At 60.0% G+C, this 10,981-nt stretch carries 11 protein-coding genes; 7 read left to right on the top strand and 4 right to left on the bottom strand.

Going from position 1 to position 10,981, the window contains the following annotated elements; all coding sequences use genetic code 11:
* The first annotated feature begins 6 nt into the window (after positions 1–6).
* Positions 7–330 (top strand): DUF962 domain-containing protein, encoded by a 324-nt coding sequence (locus Q1M54_RS06640; protein ID WP_300555491.1) that lies wholly within the window; start codon positions 7–9, stop codon positions 328–330.
* Here the strand turns inward: Q1M54_RS06640 and Q1M54_RS06645 are convergent.
* Positions 320–1,561, bottom strand: coding sequence for a YihY family inner membrane protein (locus Q1M54_RS06645; RefSeq protein WP_300555493.1), 1,242 nt, complete (start codon positions 1,559–1,561; stop codon positions 320–322). The two genes, Q1M54_RS06640 and Q1M54_RS06645, sit on opposite strands and share 11 nt — an antisense overlap.
* 21 nt (positions 1,562–1,582) lie before the next feature.
* On the opposite strand from Q1M54_RS06645, the gene Q1M54_RS06650 reads away from it, so the two are divergent.
* Genes Q1M54_RS06650 through xth form a run of 5 tightly spaced genes read left to right on the top strand, consistent with a single transcriptional unit; the run spans position 1,583 to position 5,636 of the window.
* The gene (locus tag Q1M54_RS06650) at positions 1,583–2,017 is read left to right on the top strand and encodes a DUF2069 domain-containing protein (RefSeq protein WP_300555495.1); all 435 of its coding nucleotides are present in this window, start codon (positions 1,583–1,585) and stop codon (positions 2,015–2,017) included.
* A 5-nt stretch (positions 2,018–2,022) separates the two neighbouring features.
* On the top strand, positions 2,023–3,459 hold the full coding sequence (locus Q1M54_RS06655; RefSeq protein ID WP_300555497.1) for an FAD-binding oxidoreductase: 1,437 nt from the start codon (positions 2,023–2,025) through the stop codon (positions 3,457–3,459).
* A gap of 25 nt (positions 3,460–3,484) precedes the next feature.
* Entirely contained in the window at positions 3,485–4,336 is an 852-nt protein-coding gene (locus tag Q1M54_RS06660) for a thymidylate synthase (protein ID WP_300555499.1), read from the top strand.
* An 11-nt stretch (positions 4,337–4,347) separates the two neighbouring features.
* Positions 4,348–4,848 carry a dihydrofolate reductase gene (locus Q1M54_RS06665; RefSeq protein WP_300555501.1) on the top strand — a complete coding sequence of 167 codons (501 nt, stop codon included), beginning with the start codon at positions 4,348–4,350 and terminating at the stop codon, positions 4,846–4,848.
* On the top strand, positions 4,845–5,636 hold the full coding sequence (xth, locus tag Q1M54_RS06670) for an exodeoxyribonuclease III (protein WP_300555503.1): 792 nt from the start codon (positions 4,845–4,847) through the stop codon (positions 5,634–5,636). Before Q1M54_RS06665 ends, xth begins: the two co-directional genes overlap by 4 nt.
* Position 5,637: 1 nt before the next feature.
* Here the strand turns inward: xth and Q1M54_RS06675 are convergent, their stop codons facing one another.
* The 3 genes from Q1M54_RS06675 to Q1M54_RS06685 all read right to left on the bottom strand — a co-directional run bounded on the left by Q1M54_RS06675 (position 5,638) and on the right by Q1M54_RS06685 (position 10,747).
* A complete protein-coding gene (locus Q1M54_RS06675; protein ID WP_300555505.1) occupies positions 5,638–6,615 on the bottom strand; it encodes an alpha-E domain-containing protein in 978 nt (325 codons plus the stop codon).
* 13 nt (positions 6,616–6,628) lie between these two features.
* Positions 6,629–8,092, bottom strand: a complete 1,464-nt coding sequence (locus Q1M54_RS06680; RefSeq protein WP_300555507.1) for a circularly permuted type 2 ATP-grasp protein — start codon at positions 8,090–8,092, stop codon at positions 6,629–6,631.
* Between the two features lie 66 nt (positions 8,093–8,158).
* Positions 8,159–10,747 carry a DNA internalization-related competence protein ComEC/Rec2 gene (locus Q1M54_RS06685; protein ID WP_300555509.1) on the bottom strand — a complete coding sequence of 863 codons (2,589 nt, stop codon included), beginning with the start codon at positions 10,745–10,747 and terminating at the stop codon, positions 8,159–8,161.
* 12 nt (positions 10,748–10,759) lie between these two features.
* Between Q1M54_RS06685 and Q1M54_RS06690 the strand changes: the two genes are divergently transcribed.
* Entirely contained in the window at positions 10,760–10,897 is a 138-nt protein-coding gene (locus tag Q1M54_RS06690; RefSeq protein WP_300555511.1) for a hypothetical protein, read from the top strand.
* Positions 10,898–10,981 lie beyond the last annotated feature (84 nt).

Here is a 10,981-nt window from a genome sequence, read left to right on the forward strand (position 1 = left end):
CACACCATGAATCCCGCTGAAACACCTGCACCCCGGCACGCTAGCTTTGCAGAGTTCTACCCCTTTTATTTGAGCGAGCACAGCGACCGCACCTGCCGCCGCATGCATTTTTTGGGCAGCAGTTTGAGCCTGATGTGTCTGGCCATGTTGGCCGTGACGGGCAAGCCGCAATACTTTTTATATGCCTTGCTGTGCGGCTATGGCTGCGCATGGATCGGGCATTTTGTGTTTGAGAAAAACAAGCCCGCCAGTTTCAAACGCCCGCTTTACAGCTTCATGGGTGACTGGGTGATGTACCGTGACATGTGGCGAGGCCGGGTCAGTTTTTAAGAAGCTGCGCCAACCGGATCTGGTCTAAGCCCGTTTGCAGCCACAGCGGGTCGGTGGCTGAACCCCGCAACACCAGCAAACGGTCAGCCAGAGGCGCCACACTGGCCATGTGAGGGTCCACCAACAACACTTGCCGGGCTTGGCCTGAATCGTTTTGCTCGGTCAAGCGGCCTACCCAATCCAGACTTTGCAGCACCCCCAAGACCTGACGCAGCTCGTCGGTTTCCACCCGCAAGCGCACCGCCAGTTCGTCGGCACTAAAGCCCCGTTGATCGGTGGCTCTGGCCGCATTCAACTCGGCCAACACCTCCAGGGCCAAGCGGAATGACCACCCAGCACCTTCGGGTTTGCGCCAAGCCTGACGCCCCAACTCGGGCAAACTAGAAGCCAGCACCGCACCCAGCAAAACCAGCAACCAAGTCACATAAATCCAGACCAGCAAAATCGGAACGGCTGCAAATGCACCGTAGACCAGCGAATAGGTGGGCACCTCGAGCAGGTAAAAAGCCATCATTTTTTTGGCCACTTCCAGCGACCCCGCCACCAAAAAGCCAGCCGTGATGGCGTGACGCCAACGGACCCGGGTGTAAGGCACATAGAAATACAAACCACTCACACAAGCGGTGAGCATCAAAAACTCAAACCCGTCCAACAACCAGCGGGTTGAGCCCGGCAAGACATTCACAACGTCGCGGGAGGCCGTGACCACAAAAGAAGTGACGGCCAAACTGCTGCCCAAAAGCAAGGGCCCCAGCGTGATGGCCGACCAATACAACAAGACCCTTTGCGGCAAGGGTCGTTGACGCTGCAAACGCCAAATTTGGCCCAAGGTGCGCTCGATCGTGACCATCAAAAAAACCGCCGACAACAGCACAGCGACCAATCCGGCCGTGCCCAGCCGACTGGCCTTGAGCGAGAACTGGGTGAGGTAACTGAGCACTTGGCGTGCAATGCTCTCGGGCACCAGACTTTCGATCAACCAGCGCTGGATCGTGTCCTGAAATTTGCCAAAAACCGGAAAAGCTGAAAAAACCGCCAAACCGACTGCAAACAGCGGTACCAAGGCCAACACGGTGGTGAAGGTGAGCGAGCTGGCGCTGACACCCAAACGCGCATCGCGAAAGCGCTCGGCCAAGACCGCACCCATCTGTCGCCAAGGGAAAACCGACACCTCTTGCCACCACAGACCCGTGTGGTCGCGCAAAGAGGTCTTGTTCAAGTTAGATTGCATGCCCGGTATGATGCCACCGCAATGAACACGAACACTGAAACAAGCACCCCCTCCACCGAAGAACCCGCTGCGCCAGCGGGTCTCGATAGCACCCGCTGGCTGGCCGTGGGCAGCTTGCTGGGCCTGATTGTTCTGGGACTGGCCTGGGAACTTTGGCTGGCCCCACTGCGCGAAGGTGGCTCATGGTGGGCCATCAAGGTGCTGCCTTTGTGCATCCCCATGGCCGGTTTGCTGAAAAACCGCATGTACACCTACCGCTGGGTCAGCATGCTGGTTTGGCTGTACTTCACCGAAGGGGTGGTGCGGGCTTGGGGCGATGCCTGGCCCTCTTCGGGCTTGGCCATGCTGCAAACCTTGCTGTGCACCACTTTGTTTGTGGCTTGCGCTCTGCATGTACGCATCCGTTTTAAAGCGGCCAAAGCCACGGGCAATTTTGTGCCCGTCCCAAGGGACTGAACACCATGAGCCAAGTTTTGCCCCCAGCTCTGCTCGAACAGCTGCGCCAAATTTGCGGCCCGGCCAATGTTTTGACGCACGAAGACCCTGCCACCGACCTGAGCCCTTGGGAGCAAGACTGGCGCAAACGGGTGAGCGGTCGGGCCTTGGCTGTGGTTCGCCCGGGTAACACTGAAGAAGTGGCATCCGTCGTGAAGGCCTGTGCGCAAACCCGCACGCCCATCGTTCCCCAAGGCGGCAATACGGGCTTGGTGGTGGGCGGCATCCCCGACAACACCGGACAGCAAATCGTGCTGAGCATGACCCGCATGAACGCGGTGCGCGCCCTTGACCCGGCCAACCTGACCATCACCGTGGAAGCCGGCTGTGTGCTGCAAAACCTGCAAACGGCTGCCGAGCAAGCTGGATTTTTATTCCCTTTGAGTTTGGGCGCTGAAGGCAGCTGCACGATTGGCGGCAACCTTGGAACCAACGCGGGCGGCACCCAGGTGGTGCGCTATGGCAACACCCGCGAGCTGTGCCTGGGCCTGGAAGTCGTCACCGCACAAGGCGACATCTGGCATGGCCTGACCGGCCTGCGCAAAGACAACACCGGGTATGACCTGCGCAACCTGATGGTTGGCAGCGAAGGCACACTGGGCATCATCACCGCCGCCACCATGAAGCTTTACCCCCAACCCGCTGCGCAACTGACGGCCTGGGCCGCGGTGCCGAGCATGGAAGCTGCGGTGCAATTGCTGGGCCTGGCCCACCAACGCTTGGGGCCGGGCTTGACGGGCTTTGAGGTCATGGGCCAATTTGCACTGAGCTTGGTGGACAAGCACTACCCCCATCTGCGCGTGCCGATTTGGCAAGACACCCCTTGGTGCGTGCTGCTGGAAAACTCTGACAGCGAAAGCGAGCAACACGCCCGCGGCCAGTTTGAGGCCCTGCTTGAAACGGCCATGGAAGCAGGCTGGGTGAGCGATGCCGTCGTCGCCGAAAGCTTGACGCAAGCCAAAGGCCTTTGGCACATCCGCGAAAGCATCACTTTGGCCCAAGTGCAAGAAGGCCAAAACATCAAGCACGACATCAGCATTCCGGTCTCGCAGATCGCCCACTTTGTGCAGGAGACCGATGCCCTGCTGACCCGCGAAGTAACCGGCGTGCGCTTGGTTGACTTTGGTCACTTGGGCGATGGCAACTTGCACTACAACGTGCAAGCACCCGAAGGGTCTGACAGCAAGGCCTTTGTGATCGCTTTCGAGGACAAGATCAACACCCTGGTGTTTGACCAGGTCAAACGCTATGGCGGCTCCATCAGCGCCGAGCATGGTGTGGGCGCACAAAAAGTGAACAAGCTGCCCCACTACAAAGACCCCACAGCCATGGCCATGATGCGGGCCGTGAAACAGGCGCTGGACCCCCACAACATCTTGAACCCGGGGCGCGTGCTTGCCTAACCCCTTTGACCTGAAAACCAAGACCATGAACGCCACTGTCGCCACCCTTCATCGCCCAGTACGCAGCCAGTACGAAGACTTCATGCGCCATGTCTACACGACCGGCGTGCAAAAGGGTGACCGCACCGGCACGGGCACGCGCAGCGTGTTTGGCCACCAGATGCGGTTTGACCTGAACGAAGGTTTCCCGCTGGTGACCACCAAAAAGGTGTTTTTACGGGCCATCATCGTGGAGTTGCTGTGGTTTTTGCGGGGCGACAGCAATGTGAAGTGGTTGCAAGAGCGCGGCTGCACCATCTGGGACGAATGGGCGCGCGAGGACGGCTCGCTCGGCCCGGTTTATGGCGTGCAGTGGCGCAGCTGGCCCACGCCGGGCGGCGGCCATATCGACCAGATGCAGCAGGTCATGGACACGCTCAAAAACAACCCCGACAGTCGCCGCATCATCGTGAGTGCATGGAATGTGGCCGAGCTCGACCAGATGGCGCTGATGCCCTGCCATGCGTTCTTCCAGTTTTATGTGGCCCCGCCGCAAAAGGCGGGCGACAAGCCCCGCCTGTCCTGCCAGCTTTACCAGCGCAGCGCCGACATCTTTTTGGGCGTGCCCTTCAACATCGCCAGCTATGCGCTGCTGACCCACATGGTGGCCCAGCAGTGCGACATGGACGTGGGGGATTTCATTTGGACCGGTGGCGATTGCCACATTTACAGCAACCACCATGAGCAGGTCGAGCTGCAGCTCAGCCGCTCGCCCATGGCCTACCCGACCCTGAACATCAAACGCAAGCCTGCTTCGATCTTCGATTACGAATTTGAAGATTTCGAGGTCGTGGGTTACGAATGCCACCCTGCCATCAAAGCACCGGTCGCTGTTTGAGGCGGAGCCCGATGAAGTTGCACATGATTTACGCCCGCGCCCGCAATGGTGTGATCGGCAAAGACAACCAAATGCCCTGGCATCTGCCTGAAGACCTGGCGCACTTCAAGCGCATCACCCTTGGCCAGCCGGTCATCATGGGCCGCAAGACCTGGGATTCGTTGCCCGCACGCTTTCGCCCACTGCCCGGGCGCCTGAACATCGTCGTGACCCGCCAGAGCGACTGGCAAGCCGAAGGCGCTTGGCGTGCAGCCTCCATCGAAAACGCCATGCGGCTGTGCGGCGATGCGCCTGACGCCTGGATCATGGGCGGTGCCGAAATTTACCGTTTGGCGCAACCCTTGGCCAGCTCAGCGGTCGTCACCGAGATCGATGCCGATTTTGAAGGCGATGCCTTCGCACCCGAGCTGTCGGCTGGCTGGTCTGAAGTGCAGCGCGAGGCCCATGTGGCGGCCAACGGCTTGCACTTCAGCTTTGTGACCTACCAAAACCACAGCACCTGCACGCCATGAAAATCGCCACCTGGAATGTGAATTCGTTGTCGGTGCGCCTGCCGCAAGTTTTAGACTGGCTGGCAGCGCAAAAAGCGTCCGGTGGCATCGATGTGCTCGCCCTGCAAGAACTCAAGCTCACCGACGATAAATTTCCCATCGCCGCCCTGCAAGAGGCCGGCTACCAAGCCCATTGGTTTGGCCAAAAAACCTACAACGGCGTGGCGCTGATTTCCCCTGCCACGGGCACCGATGTGGTCAAAAATATCCCAGGCTTTGAAGACGATATGTCGCGTGTGATCGCCGCCACCTACCCCGACGGTGCGGGCGGTTCGGTACGGGTCATCGGTGCCTACTTCCCCAACGGCCAAGCACCCGACAGCGACAAGTTTGTCTACAAAATGCGCTGGTTGGACGCGCTGCGCGATTGGGTGGGCAGCGAGATGCACAAACACCCGAACCTGGTGCTGCTGGGTGACTACAACATCACCTTTGACGAATTGGACATGTGGGACCCGGTGGGCCTCAAAGACACGATCCACTGCACCGTGGCCGAGCGTGAAAAGCTGCAAGCCTTGACCGATCTGGGCCTGACCGACAGTTTCCGACTGTTTGAACAAGCCGAAAAAAGCTACAGCTGGTGGGACTACCGTGATTTTGCGTTCCGCCGCAACCGGGGCTTGCGCATTGACCACATCTTGATTTCTGAAGCCTTGAAATCTCGTACAACGGCCTGCGTGATCGACCGCGCTCCGCGCAAGAACGAGCGACCCAGCGACCACGCGCCTGTGGTGTTGACGCTGGACTGATTCAAGCGGCCTGCGGCATCAGAAATTCGCGGCTGATGCGTCCACCCAACACATTCACCCGCTCCAAAAACTGCGTCAAATAGGCATGCAGGCCGGTCGCCAAAATTTCGTCGATGCGCCCAAAAGCCAATTCGGCACGCAAGCGACCGGCGTGGCGCAGTGTGTCGCTCTCGCGGTCATGTGACACCAGCGCCAAATTGGCCACCACTTCGTTCAGGCTCACATGCAATGAGCGCGGCATGTCCGGGCGCAAGATCAGCAACTCCGCCACGCGCTCAGGGCGAATCACGTCGCGGTAGACCTTGCGGTAAACCTCAAAGCCGCTCACGCTGCGCAAGATGGCACTCCAGTGGTAAAAATCGTATTCCTGCGTGGATTCTGTCTCAAGCACACCCAACTGCGGCGCGCCAAAAAAATCGTTTTGCATGGCGTGGAACTTGACATCCACCAAACGCGCGGTGTTATCGGCCCGCTCCAAAAATGTGCCCATGCGCATGAAGTACAGGGATTCATCCATCAGCATGGTGCCCACCGTCACGCCGCGTGACAGGTGCGAGCGGAACTTGACCCACTCGAAAAACTGACCCGGGTCGCGCTCAAATTCGCCGCTTTTGAGCATGCGGTTGACTTCCAGCCAGGTCTGGTTTTGCGTCTCCCAAACCTCGGTGGTCAAGGTGCCGCGCACGGCGCGGGCATTTTCTCGCGCCGCACGCAAGCAAGACAAAATGGATGAGGGGTTGTTGGCGTCCTTGACCATGAAGGCCATCACATCGCGTGAAGTGATGGTTTTGTACAGTGCCAAATAAGACGGCAGCAGCTCGCTGATCGACAAAATACCCTCCCAGCCCGCTTCCACAGCGGCGGCAGATTGCGGCAGGAGCGAGGTCTCGTAGCTCACGTTGAGCATGCGGGCGGTGTTCTCGGCCCGCTCCATGTAGCGGGACATCCAGAACAAATGGTCGGCGGTTCTTGAAAGCATGTGCGTTGTCCCTTCAGTCCTGCAATATCCAGGTGTCTTTGGTGCCGCCGCCCTGGCTGCTGTTGACCACCAAAGAGCCCTCTTTGAGCGCCACGCGGGTCAGCCCACCGGGCACCATCTGTACCGTGCGGCCGCTCAGCACAAAGGGGCGCAGGTCAATGTGGCGAGGTGCAATGCCGCTGTCCACATAGGTCGGGCAAGTGGACAAACTGAGCGTGGGCTGGGCGATGTAGCCCTCGGGGTTGGCCAACAAAGCCGCCCTGAATCGCTCGATTTCTGCGGCAGTCGATGCCGGGCCAACCAGCATGCCGTAGCCTCCAGCGCCGTGCACTTCCTTGACCACCAAATCTTTCAGGTGCGCCAGGGTGTACTGCAAATCCTCGGGCTTGCGGCACTGAAATGTGGGCACATTTTGGAGGATAGGCGCCTCGCCCAGGTAAAACTTGATCATCTCGGGCACATACGGGTAGATCGACTTGTCGTCCGCCACGCCCGTGCCCACGGCATTGCATATCGCCACATGCCCTGCCTTGTAGGCGTCCATCAGGCCAGCGCAGCCCAGCGTTGAAGTGGGACGGAACACATTGGGGTCCAAAAAATCATCGTCCACCCGGCGGTAAATCACGTCCACCCGTTTGGGGCCGCGCGTGGTGCGCATGTACACAAACTTGTCTTTGACAAACAGGTCCTGGCCCTCGACCAACTCCACGCCCATTTGCTGGGCCAAAAAGGCGTGTTCAAAGTAAGCGCTGTTGTACATGCCAGGGGTGAGCACCACCACCGTGGGCTCGGCCGTGCTGGCAGGGCTGGAGGCACGCAAAGTCTCTAACAACAAATCGGGGTAATGCGCCACGGGGGCTACGCGGTGCTGGCTGAACAACTCGGGGAACAGCCGCATCATCATCTTGCGGTCTTCCAGCATGTAACTCACGCCGCTGGGCACGCGCAGGTTGTCTTCCAGCACGTAATACTCGCCCTTGCCCGAACTGTCGGGGGCGCGCACGATATCGATGCCACTGATGTGCGAATAGGTGTTGTTGGGCACGTCCACGCCCAACATTTCAGGGCGAAACTGGGCGTTGCGCTCGATTTGCTCACGCGGCACCACCCCTGCCTTGAGGATCTCCTGATCGTGATAAACATCATGGATGAAGCGATTCAGGGCGGTCACGCGCTGGACCAAGCCGGCTTCCATGCTGTGCCACTCCTGGGCGGCGATCACGCGGGGAATCAGGTCAAACGGGATCAGCCGCTCGGTGCCCCCCTCGTCGGTGTTTGCATCTTCGTCCTTGTCGCCATACACCGCAAAAGTGATGCCCACGCGCCTGAAAATCATCTCAGCCTCTTCGCGCCGTGCAGCCATGGCGTGCGGGGCTTGCGTTTGCAACCAACGGGCGTAAGCCTGGTAGTGCTTTCGGACTTCACCGCCATCGCCCACTGCGGGCAGGCGGCTGTACATCTCGTCGAATTGGCGCATGGGTCTTCACTCCTGAATCAAGTTATGCAAGATATATACCTACCCGTGGTTTCAAGGCAACGCGATTCAAGGCTTGGCAGGCAACGGCAATTTGCGGTGCCAATACCGTTGACGCTCACCCCGTTCACACGCCACTTGGGTTGGCGCTTGGCTGCGCCAAGTGGCGGCGCCGCACCGCGTGCTCTCGACCCATTGGACGCCTTGTGCCGCGTAACGCGCCACCACTTCTGGCGCCGGATGACCAAACCGGTTGCGGTAACCCGCCTGCACCAGTGCAATCCGGGGCTGCAAGGCTTGCAAAAAGGGCAAGCTCGAGGAGGTCTTGCTGCCATGGTGTGGTGCCAGCAGCACATCCACCGGACTCAAGCCGAGGTTGACCAGCGCCAATTCTTGCCGGGTCTCAATGTCGCCCGCCAGCAAAGCGCTGCCCTGAGCAGTGCTGATGCGCAGCACGCAGCTGACTTCATTGGGCTTGGGCTTTTTGGCCAGCGCATCAAGGGGCGGTGGGTGCAGCACTTCAAAAGCTACGCCGTCCCACGCCCAGGACTGCCCTGCTTGGCAACGCGTCCAGCCTGGCCTCAGGGTGTGCAAAGGGTGTTCGTCTTCGAGCGAAGACCACAAGGCCGCTTGTTTTTGCATGCCCAACACCGCGGCTGCGCCACCCGTGTGATCGCTGTCACGGTGGCTGAGCATCAACACATCCAGACGTTCACCCATGTGGGCCAATAAGGGCACCAGCACCCGGTGGCCGGCATCGCTCTCAAGTGAGTAACGCGGTCCCGCGTCGTACAAGAGGCTGTGCGTGGCGGTGCGCACCAAGACCGCGTTGCCCTGCCCCACATCGGCAGCCAGCAACTCAAACTGACCATCTTCGGGGCGTTGCGGCGACCACAACAAAACCGGCCAGAGCAAAGGCAAACACAGCAGCTTCCAAGACATGGGCATGCGCAGCACCAGGCCCAATGCCCCGGCCAGGGCCAACAGCGCCAAACCCCAAGGCGGCATAGCGGTGGAGACGCTGGCCAGGGGCCAAGACGAAAGCCATGCCAGCAGGGCCGACAAAGGCTGCAAGGCCCAAGAGGCCACATCCCAGACGCCAGAGAAAAAAACGCCCAGCATGGCCAGCGGTGTGATGACCAAAGTGACCCAGGGAATGGCCAGAATGTTGGCCAACAAGCCCACCAAAGACACTTGTCCAAAAAACAACAAGGTCAATGGCGCCAAGGCCAAAGTGATTTTGGCCTGCTCGCGCAGAAGGGACCTCAGTTTGAGCCACCAAGCACTCCACCACCTGGACAAGCGCAACGCACCCAAACGGTGCGCAAATGGCCCAAGCCTGGCGCCATCACGCCAACTCGGTGCGTCGCTCGCACCCACTTCTGGTGCGCCATTGGGCTGCCGCTGAGCTTGGGGGTCAGACGCCATCAAGACCCCCACGGCCACAAAACTCAGCCAAAAACCCGGTTGCAGCAGCGCCCACGGGTCCCACGCCAGCACCACAGCGCAAGCCGTCAACCACACCAAAGTACCATGCCAGTGGCGTGCCGATACCCTGAGCACCACCACCACCAACAGCATCAACAAGGTGCGCTGAGCGGGCAATCCCCATCCACTGAACAAGGCGTAAAAGCCCGCCAAAAACAAACCCGATACTGCTCCCACATGCACCGCAGGCCATAGGGTTGGCCCCCTCCAACCACGCCAAGCCCACACCGCCGAACGTCGCCAAGCCCAGCCCACACAGGCAGAGGCCAGCCAGGCAAACATGGTCACATGCAAGCCCGAAATGCTCATCAAGTGCGCCACGCCCGTGGCTCTGAACACATCCCAATCGCTGCGGTCAATCGCCGCCTGATCGCCCACCACCAAGGCCGCCAACACCCCGGCACGTTTGGCGTCTTCAGCATCGGTTCCAGGTCCGGCCAAACGCGTGAGCAAACGGTCACGCACCATTTGCCTCAGACGCTCGATCGGGTGCCACCAAGTGGTGGCCAAAAGATGGGGCGACGGGTCTTTGGCGCGGGTGCGCACATATCCCGTGGCCCCAATGCCCTGCTCCCACAGCCACAACTCGTAGTCGAAACCGCGCGGGTTCATGTGACCGTGCGGCGCTTTCATGCGCACTCGCATGCGCCAACGCTCTCCGGCCTTCACCGGCTCGGGCAGGGCCGTCAGTTTCCAGCCGCTGTCATGGGCGCCATCCTGACCGTACCAACCCAAATACACCTGCGAAGGCAAATCACGCGCCAGTTGCACACGCTGCAAAGTGCCGGTCGCATCGACCCACCAAGCCTGCTCAATCCGAAAACGAAACCGCCAACCCAGGTCTTGCCTTTGGGGCATGGCTTGCACCACACCCACCACATCCAGGTCTTGTCCCTCCAAAGACGGTGACATGGCGGCCCCGCGTGACTGGGCGTGCAAGCCCGTCACGGCAAATGCAGCCCATGCCCAAATCAAACCCCAGGCCAGCACGGAAGCACCTGGCCCCAAAGCCAAGCGACGCAAGGCCCATGCACCCACACACGCCAACATCAAGCCGGCGCCATAGATGAACACAGGCCACAACACGGTTTGCTGCAACTGCAGCGCCACCCCCAAGCACCAAGCCAAGAGGCTCGTCCCCAAAAAACGCGCCCAAGCCATGGCCATCATGGGTTTCGCCCCATGACAGCCACAAACGGCAGCCCCACACCTGCAGTGCAGCAACGCTTCACGTCAGCCCCCCTGATTTGGCTGTTGATGGAAATCGCGGGTCTTCGCCCACTGGTGCTGACACGCCCCAACTGCTCGCTGCCCCTTTAAAGGGGTCTTGATCAGCATAATTTGGCAAAGCAGGTCTGGCGCGTGTCTTGCTTGTTTGTAACTGCCCAAGCTGCATTTGTCATG

It is taken from the genome of Limnohabitans sp. Rim8 (assembly GCF_943326455.1).
Lineage (GTDB): Bacteria > Pseudomonadota > Gammaproteobacteria > Burkholderiales > Burkholderiaceae_C > Limnohabitans_A.

What these genes read in the sequence shown, in the direction of transcription:
- Q1M54_RS06640 (WP_300555491.1), top strand. Translation starts at nt 7, where the DNA reads ATGAATCCCGCTGAAACACCTGCACCCCGGCACGCTAGCTTTGCAGAG.
- Q1M54_RS06645 (WP_300555493.1), bottom strand. Translation starts at nt 1,561, where the DNA reads ATGCAATCTAACTTGAACAAGACCTCTTTGCGCGACCACACGGGTCTG.
- Q1M54_RS06650 (WP_300555495.1), top strand. Translation starts at nt 1,583, where the DNA reads ATGAACACGAACACTGAAACAAGCACCCCCTCCACCGAAGAACCCGCT.
- Q1M54_RS06655 (WP_300555497.1), top strand. Translation starts at nt 2,023, where the DNA reads ATGAGCCAAGTTTTGCCCCCAGCTCTGCTCGAACAGCTGCGCCAAATT.
- Q1M54_RS06660 (WP_300555499.1), top strand. Translation starts at nt 3,485, where the DNA reads ATGAACGCCACTGTCGCCACCCTTCATCGCCCAGTACGCAGCCAGTAC.
- Q1M54_RS06665 (WP_300555501.1), top strand. Translation starts at nt 4,348, where the DNA reads ATGAAGTTGCACATGATTTACGCCCGCGCCCGCAATGGTGTGATCGGC.
- xth (WP_300555503.1), top strand. Translation starts at nt 4,845, where the DNA reads ATGAAAATCGCCACCTGGAATGTGAATTCGTTGTCGGTGCGCCTGCCG.
- Q1M54_RS06675 (WP_300555505.1), bottom strand. Translation starts at nt 6,615, where the DNA reads ATGCTTTCAAGAACCGCCGACCATTTGTTCTGGATGTCCCGCTACATG.
- Q1M54_RS06680 (WP_300555507.1), bottom strand. Translation starts at nt 8,092, where the DNA reads ATGCGCCAATTCGACGAGATGTACAGCCGCCTGCCCGCAGTGGGCGAT.
- Q1M54_RS06685 (WP_300555509.1), bottom strand. Translation starts at nt 10,747, where the DNA reads ATGATGGCCATGGCTTGGGCGCGTTTTTTGGGGACGAGCCTCTTGGCT.
- Q1M54_RS06690 (WP_300555511.1), top strand. Translation starts at nt 10,760, where the DNA reads ATGACAGCCACAAACGGCAGCCCCACACCTGCAGTGCAGCAACGCTTC.